The following is a 24,906-nucleotide window of genomic DNA, read 5'->3' as shown; positions in this document are numbered from 1 at the left end:
CCCGCGCGCAGGCGATCTACCAAACTCCTGATCCGAACTCCAGACAGGACCTAGGCGATCCAGCAGCTCGTACCGCTGCGCCAGCTCGGTCGCCTGCTGGGCCTGCGGGACGGGGACGGCGGCGCTGGCGGGGAGGGATGGCCCATGGGTGACGTCCCGCATGGTACGTCGCGGCAGCGACTGCGTGAGGGGGGCGGTCTGCCGCGCGCGGTAGGGGTCGTTGGGCTGATACGACATCAGGCGTCCTGAAAGGTGGTAGTGGATGCGGGGCGAGCGGGGCTTGCCGATGCGCTCTTCAAGGCGTGGCCAACGAGGGTCAGCAGGACGCCAGCGACGTGGTTCGGATCGCGGGCGTCGCAGGTGACCACCGGCACAGAGGCGGGCAGTTCGAGGGCGGTGCGGACCTCATCGGGGTGGTAACGATGTGCTCCGTCGAACTGGTTCACCGCGACGACGAAGGGCAGGCCGATGTCCTCGCAGAAGCCGACGGGGGTGAAGCTGCTTTCCAGGCGGCGGGTGTCGACCAGGACGACCGCGCCGACGGCTCCGCGACAGAGGTCGTACCAGAGGTCGACGAACCGGTCCTGGCCGGGCGTGCCGAACAGGAACAATTCCAGGGGCACGGGCGCGTCGGGCAGGTTGAGGCGACCGAAGTCGAAGGCGACCGTGGTGGTCTGCTTGGCCTCGACGCCCGCCAGGCTGTCCACGTCCGCGCTCGCCTCGGTCAGGTACTCCTCCGTGCTCAGCGGCGTGATCTCACTGACGGCACCCACGGCGGTGGTCTTGCCCGCGCCGAAACCGCCAGCGATCACGACCTTCAGCACGGTCGGTGCACCGGTACGCGGGCGCGACGACGGCCGCAGCACCACGGCCGGGTCACCCGGCCTGGGGGTAGGCGATGGCATCGGGCCACTTCCTCTTCAGGCCCGCAGATAGGGCCGCCAGCAGTTGTGCAGAGGGACGTGCATGCGCGTCGGACGCGGCATAGGCGGTGACGGGGACGACCAGGGCGTCGGCGTCCAGGAGGTCGGAGATAAGGATCTTGACGGCGGTTACGGGACGGCCGAGTCGGCCCGCCAGCTCGGTCACCGAACGCCGGTGCTCCCGGCACAGGGCGAGGATCTCTGCGCATTCTTCGGCCTGGCCCGGGCCGGGCCGCCCGGGTCCGGCATCCAGCACCGTGTCCAGGCCGAGCAGATGCCGTGGCCGGGTGCGACCGCGCGTCAGGGTGTAGGTCCGCACGAACGTCGAATCCTCGGCCGCGCTCCCGTGTGCGGTCACCGGACCTCATCACCCGTGCCGACGCGGACGGGGATCTGCATGTAGGGGGCGAACTTCTGCACCAGGCGCCCCATCTCGAACCCGACGGTGCCGGCATCGGCGTCCATGGTCGCGATCACCGCGAGGACCGTGTCCACCACGCCTCGTTCGTTGCCGGGATGGCCCTCGAAGGCCGCGCTGCGACCGGAACTCTGGACGAAGATCAGACAGTCGTCTCGCTCGATGACGACCTGCCTCGCCGGCCTCTTCTTGTGGGTGGGACCGGTGATGTTCGCCGCGAGTGAGGCCACTCCGCTGATGGCGGCCGACAGTTCGTCCGCCCAGTCCTTGTCGACCTCGCTGTCCAGCAGCCGCAGTCCGTCCCGCGAGAGCAGGACGGCGTGCGTGACGCCCGTCGTGTCGGAGGCGAACTGCCGCAGCAGCCACGCCATGTTGTCCCGCTGTCCGCTTGCCGTTGTCTCGGTTGCGGGTGCGTCGCCGGTCACGTTGTTCATCGCGGGGTGGGTACTCATAGGGATCGCTCCAGAAAGGGGGGGAAGGGCCAGCGGATGTAACGGCCACCGGGAACGTGGAGGGACGAGGTTCAGGGCCTGGGGTGCTCTGTCGAAGCGGTGGGAGAACCGGCTTGCCCGCCGGCCTGGATGCCGGTGCGGAAGGCGGCTGCGAGCCCTGGCGTCGCCTCGGTCATAGGGGCTTGCTCCCGCTCGTGTGGCGGACGGAACGTGCCGGCCTGGCGTCTACGCGTGGGAAGCGCGGGTGGATCAGCAGGGTGACCTGCCTGTGCGGCTTCCGGCGCCCCTGTGGCATTGGTGCGCGGAACCTGCCCCGCTCTCGGGGTGGCTGGAGTCGCGGCAACCTGCTGCGATTGCGGCCCCAAGGGGCGGGTGTCCTGGGGCGGCGCGCCCGCATCGTCGATGGAGGGAATGGCTACCAGGAGCCGTGCCGGGATGACCACCAGGGCGGTGGTGCCTCCTGTCACGTTCTCCTGCAGGAGAACGGACAGCCCGTGCGACTGGGCGATCTTCGCGGCGACCAGCAAGCCGAGCTGTCCCGCTCGCACCTGGCCGCTGACGTCGACCTTGTCGGGGGCCTGGAGCAGGTGGTTCATCTGCGCCCGCGTCTGCGGATGCATGGGGATGGCCCGGTCCTCGACCTCGACCGCCAGCCCGTTCGCCACCCGCTGCGCACGCACCATCACCTTCGTAGCCGGATCGGAACACTCACAGGCGTTCTCGATCAGCTCAGCCAGCAGGTGCGTCAGGTCCGGACCCACATGGCCGGGAAGGCCCAGCTCCGCGCCCACGGACCCGGCCGCAACCGCCACCCGCGGATACTGCACGACCTCGGAGACGGCGCCGCGCAGCACGCTCTTGACGGGAACGGGCCGACGCACGCTGCGCAGGGACTGCCCGCCCAGCACCGCTGTGCTCTCGACCTGACGACGCATCCGCGTCACGAGGTGATCGATCTCGAAGATCTTGGCGAGCAGCTCCGGGTCGTCGGTCAGCATCTCCAGCTGGCTCAGTGCCTCAAGCGCCTTGCCGACCAGCGCGTGCTCGCGCATGGCCAGGCGACGCAGCACTTCCAGGAGTACGACGGACTGGGACTCGTCGTGCACCCGTATCAGCGACGCGATGGCCTGCACCTGGAGGGCACTCAACGCCTTGTTGATCTCGACGTTCGGACTGGCCGATGGTGGCACCTGCAGGTCCGGCAGCGGCGGCCGTCCCCCGCGGCACAGCTCGTCTGCCGACCACTGCACCGACTTTTCGACGGCCGCCGCTGCTCCTGCGACCGCTGCCAATGCCGCTGCCTGGGCATGCTCCGCAGCCGTCTGCACGGCCCCTGCAGCCGTTCGCGCTCTGCGAGCCGCCAGCGTGGCGACCCCCGCCAGTCCGCAGACCAGGCCGGCGAGGAGCCAGCCGGGGCCCACCGCGGACACCGACCAGAGGATGAAGGCGGCACCCAGCAGTGCGGCAAGGAGCACTAGGGGCAGTGCGACGGCGCGGTGGACATGGTGCAGCGTGAACGCGTCGATCTGAGGCCGCCGTCGGCGGTGGCCGGTGGCGGCCGGCCCTGCCGCAAAGGCGCTGTCAGGCATGGGAATCCTCGTCAGGGTGGGGGTGGCTAGGCGTGCTGCGGCGTCAGGTCTGCGCAGGTCTGGTGTGTGCTGCGTGGGGTCGAGCTCCCGTGGAGCGATGCAGCCGCTTACTCGATCACCACGAAGAGCCAGCCACGCCATGGGACCGAGAATCAGCGCGATCAGAACTGCCCCGGCGGCGGTCATGTCCGGGGCACCGACGCGGCCAGAACCACGCAGGCGAGGGCGAGAGCGAAGACCGCGCCGCGCAGCACGTTGATCGGCGGCTTCCACCAGCGCCGTCTCTGGACCGGCTTCGCAGGGGGCACGTCGTGGGCCTGCACGGCAGCGATGAGGTCTTGGGTTGCCTCGGCCAGCCTGACCAGATGGACCCTGCTGGGCATGTAGCCCTCGGGGATGCCCGCCGAGGCGAGTTGCTGCGCGCGGCGCAGTACGGGTGCTTCCGGGGGCACAACCAGCCCGAGCTGGCTGACGTGACCGCGAAGGCGGCACGCGAGTTCCTCCACGTCGGCGGCGCTCTCCGGCAGCGGCGACTCCTCGTCCAGCACGAGCGCCACCGTCTCCGCTGCGGCCATCGACCGATCGCGGTCAGGGCCTGGTTCGGCACCGACAGCGCCCTGTCCGCCCGGGCCAACGCGCTGGCTGGCGTCCCGGCGGAAAGTCAGCCGACGACGCATGAGACAACTCCTGTTCGCATGAGGCCAACTCGGCTTGGCCGTGGTCGGTGAGACGCCTGGTGTCGGGCGCAACCGTGTCCTCCCCGGCGGGTGGCACACGGGAGCGCGGCATGCGGCGTCGTGACATCGCGCAGCGCTGATCACCTCGCCGATCACTCGACGTGATTGCGCGGTGACTAGAGAACACCTCGCGGTGAAGCCTGGGGAATGACTTTCAGATGACGTTGACTCGTCAGTAACCCTGTTTGGGGTGCCGCCGGAGCAAAGGGGCCTGACATGCTGGGCGCCATGGTGACTCTCGATGGAACGCCCGTATCCGTAGACGACCTGCTTCCCTTGGCGCTCACAAACGTCGGCCACTTCACGTCCATGCGCGTCGACTCCGACGGCACCATCCGCGGCCTGACGCTGCACATGGAACGCCTCGCACGGGACTGCAAGATCGTGTGGCATGCGGCTTTGGACACCGACCGCGTGCGCGAGTACGTCCGCCAGGCCCTGGAGGCACAGCCCCATCCGTGCGTCGTCCGTGTCACGATCTACGACCCGAAGGTCGAGCTGGGCCACCCGGCCGACGCCAACGAACCGCACGTTCTCGTGTCCGTGCGCGGAGCCGGCGCCCTGCCGCCGGCTCCGCTGCGCGCCCAGAGCCTGGTCTACGAGCGTGACCTCCCCGAGGTGAAGCACGTCGGCCTCTTCGGCGCATTGCACATCAGGGGCGCGGCCCAGCGAGCGGGCTTCGACGACGCCTTGTTCGTCGGCCGCGACGGCTTCGTCTCCGAGGGCGGTACTTGGAACGTGGCCTTCATCGACCAGGAAGGCACCGTGGTGTGGCCCGACGCCCCCGTACTGCCCGGCGTCACCATGACCCTGCTCCAGCAGCAAGTCGAACACCGCACCGCCACCGTTACGTTGGAACAGGCGAAGGGCATGGCTGCGGCCTTTGCCACGAACACCTCGATCGGCGTCCGCCCCTTGGCCGCGATCGACGACACCCAGCTCCCCGTCGAACACCCCGTCTTGACGCGGCTCCAGGAGGCGTACCTGTCGATCCCCGGCGAGACGCTGTAAAGCAGCACCATGGCGGGGGTGACTAGGTGGACCGGCCGTGAAGCCGAGCTGCTGCGCAAGGCCATGCGGAAAACACAGAAGGAGTTCGCTGAACTGGTGGGAGTCAACCCCCGTCAGATCCCTCGCTGGAAGAGCCGGGCGGAGACCATCGAACTCGAGCTCGACAACCAGGCAGCCCTGGATACTCTCCTGGCCCAAGCCGAGCCCGACGTCCAGCAGCGGTTCGCCACGCTCCTGACCGAACGTGCCACTGCTGAGCATGATGAACGCGCCGAGGAACTGCTGCGAAAGGACCCGAGCACCCGCCGGCACTCGATCGACGGGAAGGTCATGACCCTCGTCGAAGAGGGCATCTACCTCTCCGGCCCCGACAACCGCGCGGTGTGGCTGGAGCCGTTCTTCATCGACGTCTACCCGACGACCAACGAGGACTACGCGAAGTTCGTGCAGGCCACCAATCACCGGCCACCCCAGCACTGGCCTGACGGCCGCTGCCCCGCCGCCCTGGCCACCCACCCCGTGGTGTGGGTGACGTGGCACGACGCGACCGCCTACGCCCGCTGGGCAAGCAAAGCTCTGCCGACCGCTCGGCAGTGGGAGAAGGCGGCTCGCGGACCGCGCGGGCGCATCTACCCCTGGGGCAACGAACCGACCGCCGCGAAGGCGAACACGGCCGAGGCCGGCATCGACGCGACGACCCCCGTCTCCCGTTACCAATCCGGCGTCAGCCCATTCGGCATCTTCGACATGTGCGGCAACGTCTGGGAGTGGTGCTCCACCGAAGAGGAGCCCGGCAACGGGCGGTACTACCTGAAAGGCTCGGCGTTCACGTCCCCGATCGAACGGGCTGCGCCGTCCTTGATGAACACTGCCGCTGCCTCGATGAAGGACAACGACACTGGATTCCGCTGTGCTATGCCAGCGTGATTCGGGAGCCGTGAGCGACCAGTCGATCCTGCATCGGTTGCCGTGAGAGACGGCTCCGGCCATCAGGGCGCTGCCCGCATCAGGCGATGACGGGGCGCACCTCGTACTGCGGTTGCTTGTCATCAGCTTGCCGCCAATCTCAGCTCACACCATGTGATGGCGTCGGCGTCCTCGACCCGGCCAGGCCCCTCGTCCCTCTTGGGTGAGCGACTGCACGAGCACCAGGCAGCGGCCGTTCTCGTCGGCGTCACGAAGGGCTTCCTGCCGGGCGCGGCCATGACAGATGTCCAGCGCAGTCCGGTCGTGCCCGCGACGGCATCGTCCGCATTCAGAGCGAGCTGCCGCCTGACCGGCAACGCCTCGGTCGCCACCTCACCGAACTGGACCACCGGGCGCGGAACATGCTGCGGGACATAGGCTGACCGCGACACGGGCTCAGGGCCCCGTACGGCAGCTCGTGGATCCGCGTCTCCAAGGGGGAGGACCCAGTACCGGTGACGACGTACGAGGTCGAATCGATCGCAACGGTCGTTGGCGGCCACACCTGCGTTCAGGATGACTACCAGGGTGGGGTCGAGTCGGTCATCCGACTCAACGACGCATACCCCCTGGAAACCCTCCAGGGCATCGATGAGTTCTCCCACCTGACGGTGACGTGGCGCTTCCATCTGGCGCGACCCGAAGACGTCCAGCTCCACGCGCGCAGCCCCCGCGGGAATCCGGACTGGCCGCCGACCGGTACCTTCGTCCACCGCAACCATCGGCGTCCCAATCAACTGGCGATCAGCTACCCGCGGCTGCTCAAGGTCGAGGGGCGGGACCTGTTGGTCACCGATCTCGACGCTGTAGACGGAACGCCCGTGATCGACTTGGCACCGTACTTCGAACAGATGGGGCCTCGTGGCCCGATCCGTCAGCCCGCCTGGCCCGGCGAGATGCTCGAACCGAAGTACTGGGCGAAGGCAAGCGAACGGCCCTCGGAGCGCCCTGTATGACAGAAGCGACTGAGCTGCCCGGCTTGCCATTTGCATCGTCGGGAACCAACTTGAGGTCTGGCTCAAGCTGCAGCCCTCGCGTCTCGGAACTCACACCACGTCTCCTCGCCGCTGCTCTCCCATGCGTCTGAGATCGCATCGACCAGCCGGATCCCGCGCCCTGATTCGCCGTCGGGTCCGGCTTCCTTGAGCGCAGCGGGCGCCGGGTTGTGGTCGGTTACCGAGACACGCACCACGTCGACGGCCACCGTGATGCGGAGCACGACTTCGCCCTCACCGTGGACCACGGCGTTGGTGACCAGCTCCGAAACGGCCAGTACGACGAACCCTGCCACCGGTTCCGAAACACGGCACCGCCGCAGGAACGCCCTGGCTATGCGCCGCATCTCCCCGACCTTCGCGAGGTCGGGGAGAAGGGCCGTCTGACAGGCATGGGCTGTCGCCGGTACCTCTGCCCTCGCCGATGCGCCGGGCTCGTCTTCCTGAACCGGCCTGACGCATGACGCGCCTGCTGTAGCCGCACTGCTACGGATGCCCCCGCCGGGCGGGGCCGCCTCTTGGAGCCTGGTCATGTGGGCTATCGCACCGTGCGGCGACGCCGTCGACCAGGGGAATCCAGAGGGGGAAAGTTCTGTCAAGGGGGAAACTGCAGGGGGGAATTGAGGCCATGATTGGATTCCGCCCACCAACAGAGGTCACACTCATGCCAGACCCGTTCGCCGACCTGCTCCTCCGGCTTCGGCAGGAGGCGGGCCGGACACAGGAGGAGCAGGCGGAGGCGATCAACGCTGTCTCCGGCCGGGACACCATGACCCGCCGAGAGATCAGCCGTTATGAGAACTTCGAGAACATTCCTACCAACCACACAATCGGCCACATCGCGGCGGCCTGCGGTGTCCCCTTCGAGGAACTACAGCGAGAGGCCAAGGCCGCCCGCGCTCGGAAGAGAAAGGGGCATGCCGATGCAGGGGAGGACCAAGACGCCGTGAAGCGTCGCACGCTCCTGGGTAGCGCCACTATCGGCGTGAGCGTGGCCGCCGAGCCCTGGGGGCGCCTCGCCTTCGCCCTCAGCAAGGGGACCAAGATCGATTCGCCCGCTGCCGCCGCGCTCATCGACCGAGCCGCTGAACTGCACGTCCAGGAACTCAACCTCAGCGCGCGGCGGCTACAAAAAACGGTCGAGTCGCATCTTGACGCGATCACTACGGCCCTGCCTCGTGCAGGCGAACACGAAGGCGCTCTCACCATCGCCGCCGGGGAAACCGCCGCTCTGGCCGGTTGGGTGGCCTGGGACCTGGGGGAGCACGACAAAGCCAACGCCTACTACAAAGTCACGTCGCAGTGCGCGGCGGCTGTCGGGCATCCTCCACTCCGAGCCCTGGCTCTGACCTACAGCAGCTACGGCGCTTTGACGCCAAAGGCGAAGATGGAGTTCCTCTCCCAAGCCGCCAACGACGTGCGAGGCCACGGTAACGCTACTGCTGCCGCCTGGGTTCTCGGTAGGCACGCGGAAGAAGCTGCGGCGGCCGGCGACGAGGTGGGGGCGCTCCAAGCGTTAGACCGAGCGCGCTTCGCCTACGATTTCGCGGACCACACCAGCGAGCAGGCATGGGTCAGGTTCGTGACCCCATACCGCATGGACTCGTTGGCCCTGTCCGTGTACGGCCAGCTGAGGCGCCCTGAGCTCACGTCCACAGCTGATACCGCGGTCGACCGCCTCGGAGACGGGCTACCAGACGGGGGCGTCGTAGTCCTCGGTGATCTGGCGTCGGCCCTACTGCGTGGGGGTGACGTCGACCAAGGCGTCCACGTGGCACGCCAGTTCGCTGCGGCGGCACAGGCCAAGCCCAACACCATGGGCAAGGAGCGGGCGGCGGCTATTGCAGCGTTGCTCCCTGACAGCGAGCACGAACTTGCCGTTCATTTCCGGCGGTTCGCATCCTGATCCACCTCGGGTGTCACGCGGCAAGCCCAGGGCACCAACGTCGCCGACGCCCGGCCCGTGGCTCCTCAGTCGGATTCCGTCTCCTCGAAGACCCAGGACAGGTACGCCTCCGACCCGCCGGTTACGGGCAGTGTGATCCATTGGGGGACGTCGTACGAGTGCTTCTCGTGCACCCACGCTTCTAGCGCGGGAAGACGGTCCGTCGTAGTCATATACGAGATGCGCCACTCCCGCGCCGCCTCGACCTTCCCCTTCCACCAGTAGAAGGCGGTGATTGGCGCATCGATGTGAACTCCCGCTGCCAGCTTGCTCTCGACCGCACCTCGGGCCAGCATCGTCGCCTGCCCCTCGTCGTCGCTGGTCGTCTGAGCAATCACAATTTCGTGGGCCATGCAACTACCTCTCCAGCTCGGGTACCGCGACCCTACCCAGCCGTCCAGGGCACACCGAGAGCCGGTCGCCACCTCTCAAGGCGAGTGAGGGCTCGACCACGAGCTGTACCAGTCAACTGACGGCGGGCCATGCGGGGTGCCGCGTCGCTTCGGCACTGCGGTGGCAGGTTCTCATCAACGAGGTCGTGCGGCTGCATTATGCAGGCGCCGGGCCCGTGCGCTTCACAAGCCCGCGACAGGAGGACTTGCTGGCTGTCGGCGGGCATTCGCTCACGGCAGACGAGAAATAGGACCACAGGACTGGATACCTCCGTCCGGACCATGTCAACGTACAACGTCCCGTAAAACACCAGGCCAGGATGTGCAGATGCTCCACTGCGGCCCAGGTTGCGAAATGCCTTGGAATCCTGCACCCGTGTGACTGCCTTGCTGGCAGGGCTCCTACTTGGGGAGGTCCGCCTGTCTGACCCCGCTATTCGATCCGCTCGCTTCACTGCACCCGCTCTTTATACCCGCGGCGCGTCTGAACGCCTGGTACAGCCAGGCAGCCGGCGACTACGGGACCCTTTCCGCCGGGCTGTACGTCTGCCTTTGCGTGGCTGGCCTGTTCGGCGAGGACCTGTTGCAACCCGGCTATCGCAGCGTCAGTGCCGCCCTCGCATACCGTGCGGCACGTCTTGGCGCCGCAACACGGCAAGTGGCACTCGCCATCAGGACGAGCGACTCGCTGCCCGGAATCTCGACCGCCTCACCGATGACGGTCTGCTGGTGCTCGCCACGGACGGCGCGCACCTGGTTGCGCGTCGGCTGGCCCTGGCTGCGGCGGGCCTAAGCAGATGCCGCCTTCGTGATGCGGTGCGCAACATAGACGACGATCGCCGGTTAGCAAAACCGGCGATCGTGAGGTTCCTTGAGGACGTTCGCATGCGCGGCTGTGCTTGGCGGCGGAGCTGCAGCGAACTCAGCAGCCCGTGAAACGGAATGGCACTGGTCTGGTGCCAGCCAGATGATCCGGCGCCCTGCTGGTGCAGGTCCCCTTGAAGGAGAGTGAGTACCCCCTGTCCGTTCCGATCAAGAAGCTTCCACCCAACTCCAAGGGGCAGGTGCGCTACCGGTTCGTAGTCGACGTGGGTGTCGACCCTGCCACCGGGAGGCGGAAGCAGCTGACGCGTACGTTCGCCACTCTCAAGGAGGCGAAGGCTGAGTACGCGCGCATCACCAACCGCCGCGAGGAAGGGACATTCGTACCTCCCAACCAGATAACTGTCAATGAGTGGCTTGATCAGTGGCTGGCCATGAAAGCAGAGGATCTGGAAGAGACCACTGTCTACAACTATCGGGTCACCCTCGACCGGGTTCGGGGGAGGCTGGGGCGCATCCGGCTTCAGGAACTCACCGAGGAAGATGTAGAAGAGTGGATGCACTGGGCGTTGAAGCACGGGCGTGTACGTGGTGGTAAAGCAGGTACTCCGCTGGGAGTGACCAGCGTGGAAATGAGTCTCGCCCGATTGAAGGACGCCCTGAATCGAGCCGTTACGCGTCGGCTAGTAACCATGAATGTAGCCCAACATGTGACCATCCCACGTAGGGCACGTAAAGAAGAGCGAAAGAAGAAGCAGGAGGTGAAGCCGTGGAACGTGCAGGAGATTCAGACGTTCATTCACGGTGTCCGGACAGAACGGCTTTACGCTGCCCTCTTGCTGTCCCTCATGGGTCTACGTCCGGCTGAAGTCTGCGGACTCCGATGGGAAGACGTGGACTTGGAAGCCGCCACGATCACAATAGCCAACACGCGGACGATGATGGGAAATCGGTACGTTGTGGAGAAGGACACCAAGTCCCTGGCTGGGGAACGGGATCTTCCTTTGCCGGCACCGGTGCTGGCTGCCCTCAAGTCGTTCAGGGCTCTCCAAGCCAAGGAGAAGCTCGTCCTCGGTGAGGCTTACTCGGATTCCGGATACGTCGTGGTGCACGAGACCGGGGAAGCCTTCACGATCAAGCAGCTCCGCAGACGCGCTTACCGGCTCATGGAGATCCTTGAACTCCGCAGAGTGCGCCTCTACGACGCTCGCTCCTCCTGCCTCACATACCTCGCCAACAAAGGCGTGCCGGATCACATCCTTGCCCGGTGGGCCGGACACACGAACGTCAAGACCACCAAGAAGTGGTACGTGAAGCCGGACGTGGAGGACCTCCGCGGAGCCGCCACGACGTGGGACGGCCTGCACGGTACTGCGACGGAGGGGCAAGCGTGACTCAGGCGGCCTGCCGATTGGGAGACCTGCCCAGCCGTATGGCAGGCAAATCGAGGTGACCCGGAGGCCGGCTGCTGGCTGTGGGCCAGCGACGGCAACGGGGGAGGGGCGGCCAGGCTGCGGCCAACGTCTCCCCTCCTGCGAGGGAAGGCAGAGCTTGCCCGCCGTGTGGCGTTCGGGCTGTTCGTCGGTGAATCCCGGAAGGTTTTCAGGTGCGTCATGCCGATCCTTGGGGACGGCACTACACGCTTTGCTGCAAACCAGACCGTCTGGAAGCCGTGCCGAGGGTGGGAAGCTGTGCGGCGCAGGGATTGGGAGGGTGGGCGAGTCGGGAGGACGCACTGTCCCCACCGTCAGGCGTGCACATCGAAGAACCCGTACCTGGACCCATGAGGGTCTCGGCAGTGCCGGGCATGCCGCGCCGCGAGGTCACGAGCCGCCGGGTTCACCTGGCCGTGTGAGATTTCGTGAGACGTGAGAGGGTCTGGGGCGTGAGTGAGACACCCCCGAACACCCTGCAATACCGCTTTGACGGGCCAGAAGACGCTCCGGTCCTGATCCTGGGTCCCTCACTGGGTACCACATGGCACATGTGGGACCGTCAGGTCCCCGAACTCGCCCAGCAGTGGCGGGTCTTCCGGTTCGACCTGCCCGGTCACGGCGGCGCCCCCGCGCATCCGGCCGGTTCCGTCACCGACCTCACCGCCCGGCTGCTGGCGACCCTCGACGCACTCGGCGTGCAGCGCTTCGGCTACGCGGGCTGCGCACTCGGCGGCGCCGTCGGGGCCGAGCTGGCGCTGCGTCACCCCGAACGCCTCACGTCACTCGTCCTGATCGCCGCGTCGCCCCGTTTCGGCACGGCCGACGAGTTCCGCCAGCGCGGCGTGATCGTCCGGACGAACGGGCTCGACCCGATCGCCCGGTCCTCCCCGGAGCGCTGGTTCACCGGCGGGTTCGCGGCCGCGCAGCCCGCGATCATCGAGTGGGCGGTGCAGATGGTGCGCACCACCGACCCCGGCTGCTACATCGCGGCCTGCGAGGCGCTCGCGGCCTTCGACGTGCGGGCCGAACTGGGGCGTATCGGCGTGCCGACACTGGTGCTCGTGGGGTCCGAGGATCAGGTCACCGGGCCCGCCGAGGCGCGCACCCTGGTCGCCGGGATACCGGACGCCCGGCTCGCGGTCGTCCCGGGCGCCTCCCACCTGGTGCCGGTCGAGCAGCCCGCCGCGGTCACCGACCTGCTGGTCCGCCATTTCTCCACCGCCTGGCAGCCCGCATTCGACGCGGCGACCGGCCAGATGGCGGCGATCACGGCGCCTCCGGTGAAGCCGGTGCTGGCCGCGCCGCCGCCCGTGGCACCCGTGGCCGAGATCGCCCCGGCCCCCGCCCCGCCCGAGCCCGCGGGCAGGCCCGACCCGTACGACACGGGGATCAAGATCCGCCGTGAGGTGCTCGGCGACGCGCACGTCGACCAAGCGCTGTCCTCGGCGGACGACTTCTCCGGGGACTTCCAGGAGTTCGTCACCCGGTACGCGTGGGGCGAGATCTGGGACCGGCCGGGTCTGGACCGCCGCACCCGCAGCTGTGTCACGCTCACCGCGCTGGTCGCGGGCGGCCATCTGGAGGAACTCGCAGCCCATACGCGGGCGGCCCTGCGCAACGGACTCACCCCGGGCGAGATCGGGGAGGTGCTGCTGCAGGCGGCGGTCTACTGCGGTGTCCCGGCGGCGAACAGCGCTTTCAAGGTGGCGCAGCAGGTCGTCCGCGAGGAGACCACGCCCCAGGAGTGAGCGCCATCCGGGCAGCGGGAGCACCAGCCTGAGCGAGCCCCGGCCGCTGCGGCGGGAGGCAGGATGGACCCATGAAGCTCACGAAGAAGTCGCACGCCTGCATCCGGCTGGAGAAGGACGGGCGCACCCTCGTCATCGACCCGGGCACCTTCAGCGAGGAGGACGCCGCGGTCGGCGCGGACGCCATCCTGGTCACGCACGAGCACCTCGACCACTTCGACGAGGAGCGCCTGCGGACCGGGATGGAGGCCAACCCGGGCGCCGAGATCTGGACCCTCGCCTCCGTCGCGGGGAAGATCTCGGCGGCGTTCCCCGGGCGGGTGCACACCGTCGGCCACGGCGACACCTTCACCGCCGCGGGCTTCGACGTCCAGGTGCACGGCGAGCTGCACGCCGTGATCCACCCGGACATTCCCCGTATCACGAACGTCGGCTACCTCATCGACGGCGGCAAGGTCTTCCACCCGGGTGACGCGCTCACCGTCCCCGACCGGCCGGTGGAGACGCTGATGCTGCCGGTGATGGCCCCCTGGAACAAGATCGCCGAGGTCATCGACTACGTCCGCGAGGTCCGCCCGAGGCGCGCCTACGACATCCACGACGCCCTTCTGACGGACCTCGCCCGTCCGATCTACGACAACCAGATCGGCGCGCTGGGCGGCGCCGAGCACCTGAGGCTGACGTCGGGGGCGTCGGCGGAGCTCTGAGGGCGGGGCGGCGGGCTGCCGCCCGCCGCCCCCTGGAGCGGGCCCGCCGCGTTGTCGTACTCGCCCGGTAGGTTGTCAGGCATGCGCATCGCGACCTGGAACGTGAACTCGATCACCGCCCGTCTCCCGAGGCTCCTGTCCTGGCTGGAGAGCAGCGGCACGGATGTGCTGTGCCTGCAGGAGGCCAAGATCGCGGAGGAGCAGTTCCCGTACGACGAGTTGCGCGACCTGGGGTACGAGGCGGCGGTCCACGCCACCGGCCGGTGGAACGGCGTCGCGGTGCTCTCCCGCGTCGGCCTCAAGGACGTGGTCAAGGGCCTGCCCGGCGGCCCCGGCTACGAGGGCGTCGAGGAGCCCCGTGCCGTCTCCGCGACCTGCGGCCCGGTCCGCGTCTGGTCGGTGTACGTGCCGAACGGCCGCGAGGTGGACCACCCGCACTACGCCTACAAGCTCCAGTGGTTCGAGGCGCTCAGGGCGGCGGTCGCCGGTGACGCGGCGGGCAGCAGACCGTTCGCGGTGCTGGGGGACTACAACGTGGCGCCTGCGGACGACGACGTCTACGACGTGACGGCCTTCGAGGGCCTCACCCACGTCACCCCCGCCGAGCGCGCCGCGCTCGCCGCGCTGCGGGAGACGGGTCTGACGGACGTCGTTCCCCGCCCGCTCAAGTACGACCACCCGTACACGTACTGGGACTACCGTCAGCTGTGCTTCCCCAAGAACCGCGGCATGCGCATCGACCTGGTCTACGGCAACCGGCCGTTCGCTGAGGCGGTCAAGGACGCGTACGTGGACCGGGAGGAGCGCAAGGGCAAGGGAGCGTCCGACCACGCGCCGGTGGTGGTGGACCTGGAGGTGTAGCGCACATCGACCGAGGTGTCACTGTGGTGCCATCCGCCGTGGCGGTGTCAGGCTGGGCGTATGAACATCTCCTTCCTGGGCAAGTGGCGCAAGAAGCACGGCCCCGCCTTCGGCGTCGCGGTGTTCTCCGAAGGTGACGGCGACACCGGCGGCATCACCGAACTCCTCTCCGAGTGCGAGCTGCTGCGCTCCCACGCCGACCGGGCGGGCGTCGAACTCGACGACTCCGCCGCGTCCTTGGAGGCCCTCGACCAGCTCCTGCCGCGCTGGCGCGACGACGAGGAGACCCTGCCCTGGCTCGGGAACGACGCGGGGCTGTACCTGGGCACGGTGATCGTGCGCACCGTCCCGGGCTCCGCCTGGGAGATCTGGCCGAGCGGCCACCCCGTGGTGCGGCTGCGCTCCGGCCGTGAGATCGATGTGGTCGTCGACGGCCACACCTGGGCGGCCACCGGCGCCCCCGAACTCTCGCAGGTGTACGCCGAGGTCGCGGAGAACTGAAACCCCGCCCCGCCCGAACCCCGCCCCGCACGCGCGTCCGCCCCGCACGCGCGTCCGCCCGGCATCCGCCCGCCCGGCACCCGAGCGTCGTAAATACGGCTAATGCCGGACAGTGCGTGTCGCGCATCACGTCTGCGTCCGTCTGGATAGTTTGCGGCACCTGCGACACGGCTGAGAGCGACTAGGGCGGGCTGGGCATGGCGGTCGATCCGCTGATCGAACTGGACGGCGTGAACAAGTGGTACCACGACCTGCACGTTCTCCGGGACATCGATCTCACGGTCGGCCGGGGGGAGGTGGTCGTGGTCATCGGCCCGTCGGGATCGGGCAAGTCCACGCTGTGCAGAACGATCAACCGGCTGGAGACCGTCCAGTCCGGCACCATCAAGCTCGACGGGCGGCCGCTCCCCGAGGAGGGCAGGGCACTCGCACGCCTGCGTGCCGATGTCGGCATGGTCTTCCAGTCCTTCAACCTCTTCGCCCACAAGACCGTCCTGGAGAACGTCTCGCTCGCCCCGGTCAAGGTCCGCCGCCGCAGGAAGGAGGACGCCGAGCGGCGCGCCCTCGCGCTCCTCGACCGCGTCGGCCTCGCCCCCCAGGCCCCGAAGTACCCGGCACAGCTCTCCGGAGGCCAGCAGCAGCGGGTCGCCATCGCCCGCGCCCTCGCCATGGACCCCAAGGCGCTCCTGTTCGACGAACCCACCTCCGCCCTCGACCCCGAGATGATCAACGAGGTGCTGGAGGTCATGCGGCAACTCGCCCGGGACGGCATGACCATGGTCGTCGTCACACATGAGATGGGCTTCGCCCGTGCCTCGGCCAACCGCGTCGTCTTCATGGCCGAGGGCCGCATCGTCGAGGACCGCACCCCCGAGGAGTTCTTCACCAACCCGCGCAGCGACCGTGCCAAGGACTTCCTCTCCAAGATCCTCAAGCACTGACCGGGGGAGCGCGATCCATGACCCGTTCGGCCCGCGTGTGCCTCGCCCTGGCGGCGCTCACGGCGCTTCTCGCCGCCTGCGGCAAGGAGGGCAGCCCGCCCACCAAGGGACCCGCCACCGACAAGCTCCCCCACTACCGGGTGGCGCGGGACTTCCGGCTGCCGGACTCGCCCACCTGGCGGCGCGCCAGGAAGCGCGGCCACCTGGTCGTCGGCGTCAAGGAGGACCAGCCGTACCTCGGGGAGCGGGACCCCGCGACCGGCAGGTACGCGGGATTCGACATCGAGATCGCGAAGATGATGTCGGCCTCCCTCGGATTCGCCCCGCAGACCGTCCGTTTCAAGACCATCGCCTCCGCCAACCGGGAAACAGCCCTGCAGAACGGGCAGGTCGACTACTACGTCGGCACCTACACCATCAACGCCCTGCGCAAGAAGCTCGTCGGCTTCGCCGGCCCCTACTACATGGCCGGCCAGTCCCTCCTGGTCCGCCGCGACGAGCACGGCATCCACGGCCCGCGGGACCTCGACGGCAAACGGGTCTGCTCGGCGGCCGGTTCGACTCCCTACCAGCGCATCCGGAAGGACTACCCGAAGGCGGTCCTCATCGCGTACGACACCTACTCCGTCTGTGTCGACAATCTGCTCACCTACCAGGTCGACGCCGTCACCACCGACGACGCCATCCTCATCGGCTACGCGGCGAAGGCCCCCGACGAACTCCGCGTCGCCGGCAGGCCCTTCTCCAAGGAGCCGTACGGCATCGGCGTCCCGCGCGGCGACACCGCACTCCGGTTCGCCCTGGACGACGCCCTGCTGGCCCGCGAGAAGAACGGCGACTGGCGAAAGGCGTACGAGGCGACGCTCGGCCTGTCCGGCGTGCCCGCGCCCACCCCGCCCGCGATCGACCGCTATCCGGCGAGCTGAGCGAGGCACCCGTGAACGTACTGACGGACAACTTCCCCACCTTCGCCGAGGGATTCCTCGGCACCGTCGAACTCACCGTCTACTCCTCCCTGCTGGCGCTCGCGCTCGGCTTCGTGACGGCCTCCTGCCGGGTCGCCCCCGTCCGCTCGCTCAGGGCGTTCGGCGCCGCATGGGTGACGGTCCTGCGCAACACCCCCCTCACCCTGCTGTTCTTCGCGGTGCTGCTCGGACTGCCGCGCTTCGGTCTCGTGCTGCCCTTCCGGCTGTTCGCGGTGCTGGCGCTCGGCTGCTACACCTCGGCGTTCATCTGCGAGGCGCTGCGCTCCGGCATCAACACCGTGCCCGCGGGACAGGGGGAGGCGGCCCGCAGCCTCGGCATGACCTTCGGGCAGACCCTCACACTGGTGGTCCTGCCGCAGGCGTTCCGCACGGTCGTCCCGCCGGTCGGGTCGATCCTGATCGCGTTGGTCAAGAACTCGGCGATCGCCGGGGCGTTCAGCGTCACGGAACTGCTCGGCACATACCGGACCCTCAGCGAGCTGGGTTACAACATCATCTGGACGTTCGTCTGGATCGCCGTCGGCTATCTGATCATCACCCTCGCCATCAGCGCGGTCTTCAACCTGATGGAACGCCACTGGGGAGTCGCCCGATGACCGCCTCCGGCGCCCCGGCCCTGTACGACATCCCGGGCCCCCGTGCCCGGCGCCGCCACCGCGTCTACGGCGCCCTGGCCACCGCCGTCCTCGCCGGGGCGGCCGCCTGGGTCGTGTACCTGCTGTTCGCCACCGGCCAGTTCACCTATACGAAGTGGATGCCCTTCGAGTACCGGGGAGTCCAGGAGCTACTGCTGCGAGGTCTCGGCAACACGCTCAAGGCGTTCGCGATGGCCGCGGTGCTGTCGCTGGCCCTCGGCGGGCTGCTCGCCGCCGGACGGCTCTCCGACCGTGCTCCGCTGCGCTGGCTGTCCACGCTCGTGGTCGAGTTCTTCCGCGCCATGCCGCTGCTAGTGATGATCTTCTTCATCTTCGTGGCGCTCAAGGTGCAGCCACTGCCCGCGCTGGTCGCCGGACTCACCCTCTACAACGGCTCGGTGCTCGCCGAGGTCTTCCGCTCCGGCGTCAACTCCGTGGACCGCGGCCAGCGGGAGGCCGCCTACGCGCTGGGCATGCGCAAGACGCAGGTGATGTCGTACGTCCTCGTGCCCCAGGCCGTACGGGCGATGCTGCCCGCCATCATCAGCCAGTTGGTGGTCGCCCTGAAGGACACCTCGCTCGGCTATCTGATCACATACGAGGAATTCCTCCACGCCGGGAAGCTCATCGCGTCGAACCTCGACTACGATTTGCCGTTCATCCCCGTGGTGATGGTGATCTCGCCGATCTACATCGGGATGTGCATGCTGCTCTCCTGGTTCGCCCGGCGGGTGTCCCGGTGGGAGCGGCACAGTCCCAAGACCGGGGCCGTGGACGTCGCGGCGGCCGAACCGGGGACGCTGCTGCCGGGTGAGGCTCCCCCCACGGGCCTGAGACCGTAGGGGAGGAGAGCGGCGGCTTCACAGGGCCAGGCCCGGCCGGCCGCAGCCGGAGATCACTGCTCGCGCAGCGGAACGGACACGCAGGACGGGTCGCCCGCCGGTGAGGAGAAGGTCAGCTGCGTGCCGGACGGGTTGTGCCCGATGCTCGGTACACCCGCCATGCCGATGTACCGCACGACCGGCCGGTCGCAGGCATCCCCCTAGGAGGCGCGGTCGGAGGTGCGGGCGGCCGGCACCGGCGCGGGCGCCTGCGCGGCCCGGGTCACATCCCCCACCAGCTCCACCACGTCCGGGCCGTACGCCTGCGAGTTGACGACCCTCAGCAGCAGCACGAAGGAGCCCGAGCCGTACTTGCGGTGCAGACGCTCGTGGTGGCGGGCCAGGTAGCGGGTCGCCGCCTGGTTGGTGATCGCGCGCTGGCCGCAGAAGAGGAAGACGGGCCGCGCACCGCGCCCCTGGTCCGCGGTGAGCCGGGCGAGGATCACGTACTCGGACGTCCCGGGCTCCAGCCGGTAGCGCTCGCCGCCGATCCGGAAGGCGGCGCGGTCCGGGCCGGGTTCGCTGTCGGTGTCGACCTGGACGCCGGGCAGCAGGGACTGCAGATGGGCCGCCATACGGCGGTTGGAGGAGGGGCCGCCGACACAGAACTCCGTGCGCTCGCCGAAGCCCTGCTGGGCCGCGTCGTGCGGCACGACCTGGGCCTTCGCGCCGCAGTCCTTGATGAGGGCGGAGAGCTCCAGCAGGGCGAACACGTCGTGGCGATGGACCGTCAGCTCCACCGCGCCCGCCTCGCGGTTGACCACCAGCAGCGACTCGGCGTTGTCCGGCAGGCCGAAGAACGCCTGCTTGCGGCGGAGTTTCCGCCTCCACAGATACGTACGGGCGAGCCAGCCGAGCGCGGCGCTGACACCGGCGGCGATCAGCCCGAGGGCGATGTTGCGCACGTCGTCGTTCATGGGGGCGCATGGTAGCGGGCCGCTGCGGACCGGTGTTCGATGGGACCGGACCACAGTCATGCGGTTACGCTACGTGGACTGTCGTTGACTGGAGGTACGAATGCGTCGCCCTGTCACGCGGAATCTGGCAGTGCTGGCGGTCTCGGCCGCAGTGGTCTCGGTGGGAGCGGCGGCGCCGCCCCGGGCCGCATCCGTGCCGGAGAAGGTGCCCGTCGCCGTGGGGTACGGCGGCGCCGTGGCAAGCGTCGACGCGGACGCGTCGGCCGCCGGCATCGAGGTCCTCAGAAAGGGCGGCAACGCGGTGGACGCGGCCGTCGCCACGGCCGCCGCGCTCGGCGTCACAGAGCCCTACTCCGCGGGTATCGGCGGAGGCGGCTACTTCGTCTACTACGACGCCAAGACGCGTACGGTGCACACGATCGACGGCCGCGAGACGGCCCCGCTGACCGCAGACTCCCAGCTCTTCGTCGAGAACGGCAAGCCGCTCGCCTTCGCCGACGCCGTCAGCAGCGGGCTGAGCGTCGGCACCCCGGGCACGCCCGCCACCTGGCAGAAGGCGCTGGACACCTGGGGCACCGAACGGCTCGGCACGGTCCTGAAACCGGCCGAACGCATCGCGCGCGACGGCTTCACCGTGGACAGCACCTTCCGCTCGCAGACCGCGGCGAACGAGACCCGCTTCCGCTACTTCCCGGCCACGGCCCGGCTGTTCCTGCCGGGCGGCGCGCTTCCCGTCGTCGGCTCCACCTTCAAGAACCCCGACCTCGCCCGCACCTACCGGGAACTGGGCAGCAAGGGCATGGGCGCCCTCTACCACGGCGACCTCGGCAAGGACATCGTCGCCACCGTCGACAAGCCGCCCGTGGACCCGGCTTCGGGCTGGAAGGCGCGCCCGGGCGAGCTGTCGGCGGCGGACCTCGCCGCATACCGGGCGAAGCTCCAGGCGCCCACCAAGATCTCGTACCGCGGTCTCGACGTGTACTCGATCGCGCCCTCGTCGTCCGGGGGCACCACGGTCGGTGAGGCGCTCAACATCCTGGAGCGGACGGATCTCTCCAAGGCGAGCGAGGCGCAGTACCTGCACCACTTCATCGAGGCGAGCCGTATCGCGTTCGCGGACCGCGGGCGCTGGGTCGGCGACCCCGCCTTCGAGGACGTGCCGACCAAGGAACTGCTGTCGCAGCCCTACGCCGACTCCCGCGCGTGCCTGATCAAGGACGACGCGGTGCTCACCAGCCCGCTCGCGCCCGGCGACCCGCGCCACCCGGCGGCCTGCGCGGCCGGCGGCACGGCGGCCCCGACGACGTACGAGGGCGAGAACACCACCCACCTCACGGTGGCCGACAGGTGGGGCAACGTCGTCTCCTACACGCTCACCATCGAGCAGACCGGCGGCAGCGGCATCACCGTTCCCGGCCGTGGTTTCCTCCTCAACAACGAGCTGACCGACTTCTCCTTCACCCCCGCCAACCCGGCCGTGCACGACCCCAACCTGCCCGGCCCGGCCAAGCGCCCGCGCTCCTCGATCTCGCCGACGATCGTGCTCGACCTGTACGGCAGGCCCGTCGTCGCACTCGGCTCGCCCGGCGGCGCCAGCATCATCACGACCGTGCTGCAGACGCTGACCGAGTTCCTCGACCGGCGGCTGCCGCTCGTCGACGCGATCGCCGCGCCCCGCGCCAGCCAGCGCAACACGGCGCAGACAGAGCTCGAACCGGGCCTGTACGACAGCGCCCTGCGCGCTCGGCTGGAGGCGATCGGGCACTCCTTCAAGGTGAACCCGGAGATCGGCGCGGCCACCGGTGTGCAGCGGCTGCCCGGCGGCAGGTGGCTGGCCGCCGCCGAGACGGTGCGCCGCGGCGGCGGTTCCGCGATGGTGGTGCGGCCGGCGCCGTAGGGGGTGTTTCGGAAGTCCTGTGCGGTGCCCGCGGTGTCCGGTGCGTGCTCTCGGTGTGCCGGACGAAGGCCCTCGTACTGGACGTACTTGGGGTTTCGGCCGGTGCGGCGAGTGGGGGTACCCCCTGCTCGAAGAGCTTGGGGGAGCGTGCCGGGCGCCGTGGGTGCTGTGCGGGACTTTCGAAACACCCCTAGGGGTCGCGCGGCTCACTCGGGGCGGGCGGCCTCGTCCCCGGCTCCTTCGGGGCGGGCCGGGGCGCCGCCCGGCTCCGCCGGGGCGGCACCTCCCTCACCCGCGGCCTTCGGGGCGGGCGGCTCCGCGCGGATGGTGAGTTCGCCGTCCTCGGTGTCTACCACGGCCAGGCCCCCGCGCCCGATGCGGCCGTCGAGCAGCAGCCGGGAGAGCCGGTTGTCGACCTCCCGCTGGATGGTGCGGCGCAGCGGCCGGGCGCCGTACTCCGGCTGGTAGCCGCGCTGCGCCAGCCAGTCGACGGCCTGCTCGGTGAACGTGACGGCGATGTCCTGGGCCTGCAGCCGACGCCGGGTCCTGTCCAGCAGCAGGTCGGTGATGCGCCGCAGCTGGTCCGGCGTCAGCTGACGGAAGACGACGATCTCGTCGATGCGGTTCAGGAACTCGGGCCGGAAGTGCTCGCGCAGCGGACGCAGGATCTGCTCGCGCCGCGCCTCCTCGTCCGCCTCGGTGCCGCCCGCCCCGAACCCGATGCCGGCGCCGCGCCGGGTGATCGCCTCGGAGCCGAGGTTGCTGGTCATCACCACGACGGTGTTCGCGAAGTCCACGGTGCGGCCCTGGGCGTCGGTGAGCCGGCCGTCGTCGAGGACCTGCAGCAGGATGTTGAAGACATCCGGGTGCGCCTTCTCGACCTCGTCGAGCAGCAGCAGCGAGTACGGGTGGCGCCGCACCACCTCGGTGAGCTGGCCCGCCTCCTCGTGACCGACGTACCCGGGCGGGGCGCCCACGAGCCGGCTGACGGTGTGCCGCTCCTGGTACTCGCTCATGTCGAGCCGGACCATGCGCTCCTCGCTGCCGAACAGCGCCTCCGCGAGCGCGCGCGCCAGCTCCGTCTTGCCGACGCCGGTCGGGCCGAGGAAGAGGAAGCTGCCGATCGGCCGGTCGGGACCGGACAGCCCGGCACGCGAGCGCAGCACCGCGTCGGTGACCGCGCTCACCGCCTCCTCCTGCCCGACGACCCGCTGGTGCAGATGCTCCTCCAGGCCGAGCAGCCGTTCCTTCTCCTCCTCGGTGAGCCGGCTGACCGGGATGCCGGTGAGCCGGGAGATGACCTCGGCGACGGCCTCGGCGGTGACCTCCAGGTGCTGCCCCTCGTCGGCCTCGCTCTCGCCGCTGGCCTGCTCAATCCGCTGTTTCAGTTCGGTGATGCGGTCGCGCAGCCGGGTGGCCTGCTCGTACTGCTCGTCGGCCACCGCCTGGTCCTTGTCCCGGGTCAGCCGCTCCACCTCGCGCTCCAGCGCCCGTACGTCCGTGCCCTTCGTCCGGGCGCGCAGCCGCACCCGGGCGCCGGCCTGGTCGATCAGGTCGATCGCCTTGTCGGGCAGATGGCGGTCGGTCAGGTAGCGGTCGGACAGCTCCACGGCGGCCATCAGCGCCTCGTCGCTGTAGCGGACCTGGTGGTGGGCCTCATAGCGGTCGCGCAGCCCGCGGAGGATCTCGACCGCGTCCGCGACGGACGGCTCCGGCACCAGGATCGGCTGGAAACGACGGGCCAGGGCCGCGTCCTTCTCGATCCGGCGGTACTCCTCCAGCGTGGTGGCGCCCACCACGTGCAGCTCGCCGCGGGCCAGGGCGGGCTTGAGGATGTTGCCCGCGTCCATGGACCCGCCCTCCGCGCCGCTGCCGCCGGCGCCGACGACGGTGTGCAGTTCGTCGATGAAGACGATGAGTTCGTCCGAGTGCGACCGGATCTCGCTCACGATGGTGGTGAGCCGTTCCTCGAAGTCGCCGCGGTAGCGGGTGCCGGCGACCACCCCGGCCATGTCCAGGGCGAACACCCGGCGGCCGATGAGCACGTCGGGTACGTCGCCGTCGGCGATGCGCTGGGCGAGCCCCTCGACGATGGCGGTCTTGCCGACGCCCGCGTCGCCGATGAGGACCGGGTTGTTCTTGCCGCGACGGGAGAGCACCTCGATGGTCTGCTCGATCTCCTCGTCCCGCCCGATCACCGGGTCGATACGGCCCTGGCGCGCCGTCTCGGTCAGATCGCGGCCGTACTTGTCCAGCGTGGGGGTGGAGGTGGGGCGACGCCGTTCCGGGCGCGCCTGCGTCGTGTCCCCGGGCTCCGGAGGCAGGGAGGAGCGGGTGAAGCGGGCGGAGTGGAGGATGTGCCCCGCGGCCGAGTCGGGGTTCGCGGCGAGGGCGCTGAGCACATGCTCGGGGCCGATGTAGCCGGTGCCGCCCGTACGGGCCAGTTCGTGGGCGTCCAGCAGGGCGCGCTTGACCGCGGGCGTCAGGGACAGGGAGGCCGGCGGCTGCGCTGCTGCGGCGTCCTGCTGGACCGGCCCGGAGCGCTCGTCGATCTCCGTCGCCAGCGAGTCGGGGTCCGCCCCGGCGCGGCTCAGCAGGCTTCTGGTCGGCTCGGTGGCGACCGCGGCGCGCAGCAGATGCTGGGTGTCCAGGTCGCGACTGCCGTGCTCGACGGCGTACCGCGCGGCCCCGGCGACCAGTTGCCGGGCCGGCTCGCTCATCAGCCGGCCGAGATCGATCTGCCGGGGACCGCGACGCTGTCCGCCGAAGATACGTGCGAAGAACTCTGCGAAGGGGTCCGAGCCGTAGCCCTGCGGACCCGTGAACCCGCTGGTCATGGCCATCCGTTCCGGCGTCCCGATGAGGGTCCCCTGTTCGAGTGAAGCCAAGAACGCAGGGAGCCCGGGACACGCTCGCTGGGTCGACGTGCCGGTGCCGGGTGCCCGGACCGGACCCGGTCACACCTCCTCGGGGCGCTTCCGGCGCTGCACGTATCACGATGGCACGATCGCCCCCGACGGGCACCTCCAGAAGGCCGGCCGGGCCGTGTGCGGCCCCGCACGCCGTACGAGGTACGCCGTACGCCGTCTCCGCCTCCGCCTCCGCCTCCGTACGAGGCACGGCGTCCCGGGGGCCGTCGGCGACCC

23 protein-coding genes and 1 pseudogene are annotated in these 24,906 nt (G+C 69.4%); 14 read left to right on the top strand and 10 right to left on the bottom strand.

The window, feature by feature from the left end:
• The 6 genes and pseudogenes from ACFSL4_RS29090 to ACFSL4_RS29065 all read right to left on the bottom strand — a co-directional run.
• A pseudogene (locus tag ACFSL4_RS29090) lies at nt 1–237 on the bottom strand (GAF domain-containing protein); the annotation flags it as partial.
• Complete coding sequence (locus ACFSL4_RS29085) at nt 237–824, bottom strand: GTP-binding protein (RefSeq protein ID WP_055493862.1); 588 nt, start codon at nt 822–824, stop codon at nt 237–239. The gene ACFSL4_RS29085 and the pseudogene ACFSL4_RS29090, both read right to left, overlap by 1 nt.
• Before the next feature lie 52 nt (nt 825–876).
• Entirely contained in the window at nt 877–1,281 is a 405-nt protein-coding gene (locus tag ACFSL4_RS29080; protein ID WP_006143017.1) for a DUF742 domain-containing protein, read from the bottom strand.
• Complete coding sequence (locus ACFSL4_RS29075; protein WP_055493701.1) at nt 1,278–1,793, bottom strand: roadblock/LC7 domain-containing protein; 516 nt, start codon at nt 1,791–1,793, stop codon at nt 1,278–1,280. The genes ACFSL4_RS29080 and ACFSL4_RS29075 overlap by 4 nt, the downstream gene beginning before the upstream one ends.
• 71 nt (nt 1,794–1,864) lie before the next feature.
• Nucleotides 1,865–3,382 (bottom strand): sensor histidine kinase, encoded by a 1,518-nt coding sequence (locus tag ACFSL4_RS29070; RefSeq protein ID WP_381089249.1) that lies wholly within the window; start codon nt 3,380–3,382, stop codon nt 1,865–1,867.
• A gap of 182 nt (nt 3,383–3,564) precedes the next feature.
• Complete coding sequence (locus tag ACFSL4_RS29065) at nt 3,565–3,957, bottom strand: DUF6415 family natural product biosynthesis protein (RefSeq protein WP_040896748.1); 393 nt, start codon at nt 3,955–3,957, stop codon at nt 3,565–3,567.
• A gap of 390 nt (nt 3,958–4,347) precedes the next feature.
• Here ACFSL4_RS29065 and ACFSL4_RS29060 point away from each other — a divergent pair, with 390 nt between their 5' ends.
• The 3 genes from ACFSL4_RS29060 to ACFSL4_RS29050 all read left to right on the top strand — a co-directional run bounded on the left by ACFSL4_RS29060 (nt 4,348) and on the right by ACFSL4_RS29050 (nt 7,052).
• Nucleotides 4,348–5,130, top strand: a complete 783-nt coding sequence (locus tag ACFSL4_RS29060) for an aminotransferase class IV family protein (RefSeq protein WP_040896747.1) — start codon at nt 4,348–4,350, stop codon at nt 5,128–5,130.
• Between the two features lie 9 nt (nt 5,131–5,139).
• Nucleotides 5,140–6,057 carry an SUMF1/EgtB/PvdO family nonheme iron enzyme gene (locus tag ACFSL4_RS29055; protein WP_381089237.1) on the top strand — a complete coding sequence of 306 codons (918 nt, stop codon included), beginning with the start codon at nt 5,140–5,142 and terminating at the stop codon, nt 6,055–6,057.
• Nucleotides 6,058–6,551: 494 nt separating this feature from the next.
• Nucleotides 6,552–7,052 (top strand): SAM-dependent methyltransferase, encoded by a 501-nt coding sequence (locus tag ACFSL4_RS29050; RefSeq protein WP_381089234.1) that lies wholly within the window; start codon nt 6,552–6,554, stop codon nt 7,050–7,052.
• Nucleotides 7,053–7,114: 62 nt separating this feature from the next.
• Here the strand turns inward: ACFSL4_RS29050 and ACFSL4_RS29045 are convergent, their stop codons facing one another.
• Nucleotides 7,115–7,624: an ATP-binding protein gene (locus ACFSL4_RS29045; RefSeq protein WP_381089231.1), complete on the bottom strand. Its 510-nt coding sequence runs from the start codon at nt 7,622–7,624 to the stop codon at nt 7,115–7,117.
• A gap of 131 nt (nt 7,625–7,755) precedes the next feature.
• Here ACFSL4_RS29045 and ACFSL4_RS29040 point away from each other — a divergent pair, with 131 nt between their 5' ends.
• Entirely contained in the window at nt 7,756–8,997 is a 1,242-nt protein-coding gene (locus ACFSL4_RS29040; RefSeq protein WP_381089228.1) for a helix-turn-helix transcriptional regulator, read from the top strand.
• 65 nt (nt 8,998–9,062) lie between these two features.
• On the opposite strand, the gene cutA is transcribed toward ACFSL4_RS29040, so the two are convergent.
• Nucleotides 9,063–9,389, bottom strand: a complete 327-nt coding sequence (gene cutA / locus ACFSL4_RS29035; RefSeq protein ID WP_381089225.1) for a divalent-cation tolerance protein CutA — start codon at nt 9,387–9,389, stop codon at nt 9,063–9,065.
• A gap of 1,037 nt (nt 9,390–10,426) precedes the next feature.
• On the opposite strand from cutA, the gene ACFSL4_RS29030 reads away from it, so the two are divergent.
• The 9 genes from ACFSL4_RS29030 to ACFSL4_RS28990 all read left to right on the top strand — a co-directional run bounded on the left by ACFSL4_RS29030 (nt 10,427) and on the right by ACFSL4_RS28990 (nt 18,907).
• Entirely contained in the window at nt 10,427–11,644 is a 1,218-nt protein-coding gene (locus ACFSL4_RS29030; RefSeq protein ID WP_381089222.1) for a tyrosine-type recombinase/integrase, read from the top strand.
• A gap of 491 nt (nt 11,645–12,135) precedes the next feature.
• On the top strand, nt 12,136–13,434 hold the full coding sequence (pcaDC, locus tag ACFSL4_RS29025) for a bifunctional 3-oxoadipate enol-lactonase/4-carboxymuconolactone decarboxylase PcaDC (RefSeq protein ID WP_381089219.1): 1,299 nt from the start codon (nt 12,136–12,138) through the stop codon (nt 13,432–13,434).
• A gap of 71 nt (nt 13,435–13,505) precedes the next feature.
• Complete coding sequence (locus ACFSL4_RS29020; protein WP_381089217.1) at nt 13,506–14,141, top strand: MBL fold metallo-hydrolase; 636 nt, start codon at nt 13,506–13,508, stop codon at nt 14,139–14,141.
• 81 nt (nt 14,142–14,222) lie between these two features.
• Nucleotides 14,223–15,002, top strand: coding sequence for an exodeoxyribonuclease III (locus ACFSL4_RS29015; protein WP_381089214.1), 780 nt, complete (start codon nt 14,223–14,225; stop codon nt 15,000–15,002).
• Between the two features lie 60 nt (nt 15,003–15,062).
• Nucleotides 15,063–15,503: a DUF6278 family protein gene (locus ACFSL4_RS29010; RefSeq protein ID WP_381089212.1), complete on the top strand. Its 441-nt coding sequence runs from the start codon at nt 15,063–15,065 to the stop codon at nt 15,501–15,503.
• A gap of 197 nt (nt 15,504–15,700) precedes the next feature.
• Nucleotides 15,701–16,444, top strand: coding sequence for an amino acid ABC transporter ATP-binding protein (locus tag ACFSL4_RS29005; RefSeq protein WP_381089209.1), 744 nt, complete (start codon nt 15,701–15,703; stop codon nt 16,442–16,444).
• 17 nt (nt 16,445–16,461) lie between these two features.
• A complete protein-coding gene (locus ACFSL4_RS29000) occupies nt 16,462–17,370 on the top strand; it encodes a glutamate ABC transporter substrate-binding protein (RefSeq protein ID WP_381089206.1) in 909 nt (302 codons plus the stop codon).
• A gap of 11 nt (nt 17,371–17,381) precedes the next feature.
• On the top strand, nt 17,382–18,026 hold the full coding sequence (locus tag ACFSL4_RS28995; RefSeq protein WP_381089203.1) for an amino acid ABC transporter permease: 645 nt from the start codon (nt 17,382–17,384) through the stop codon (nt 18,024–18,026).
• A complete protein-coding gene (locus tag ACFSL4_RS28990) occupies nt 18,023–18,907 on the top strand; it encodes an amino acid ABC transporter permease (RefSeq protein ID WP_381089200.1) in 885 nt (294 codons plus the stop codon). The genes ACFSL4_RS28995 and ACFSL4_RS28990 overlap by 4 nt, the downstream gene beginning before the upstream one ends.
• 200 nt (nt 18,908–19,107) lie before the next feature.
• Here ACFSL4_RS28990 and ACFSL4_RS28985 read toward each other — a convergent pair whose 3' ends face one another.
• The gene (locus ACFSL4_RS28985) at nt 19,108–19,863 is read right to left on the bottom strand and encodes a hypothetical protein (RefSeq protein WP_381089197.1); all 756 of its coding nucleotides are present in this window, start codon (nt 19,861–19,863) and stop codon (nt 19,108–19,110) included.
• 100 nt (nt 19,864–19,963) lie between these two features.
• On the opposite strand from ACFSL4_RS28985, the gene ggt reads away from it, so the two are divergent.
• On the top strand, nt 19,964–21,760 hold the full coding sequence (gene ggt / locus ACFSL4_RS28980) for a gamma-glutamyltransferase (RefSeq protein WP_381089195.1): 1,797 nt from the start codon (nt 19,964–19,966) through the stop codon (nt 21,758–21,760).
• 206 nt (nt 21,761–21,966) lie between these two features.
• Here ggt and ACFSL4_RS28975 read toward each other — a convergent pair whose 3' ends face one another.
• Nucleotides 21,967–24,597 (bottom strand): ATP-dependent Clp protease ATP-binding subunit, encoded by a 2,631-nt coding sequence (locus ACFSL4_RS28975; protein ID WP_381089192.1) that lies wholly within the window; start codon nt 24,595–24,597, stop codon nt 21,967–21,969.
• Nucleotides 24,598–24,906 lie beyond the last annotated feature (309 nt).

Origin of the sequence: Streptomyces caeni, from assembly GCF_042678285.1 — a bacterium.
In the GTDB taxonomy this organism is placed as follows: domain Bacteria; phylum Actinomycetota; class Actinomycetes; order Streptomycetales; family Streptomycetaceae; genus Streptomyces; species Streptomyces caeni.
Note: the sequence above shows the minus strand (reverse complement) of the source record. Positions and strands in the feature narration are given on the sequence as shown.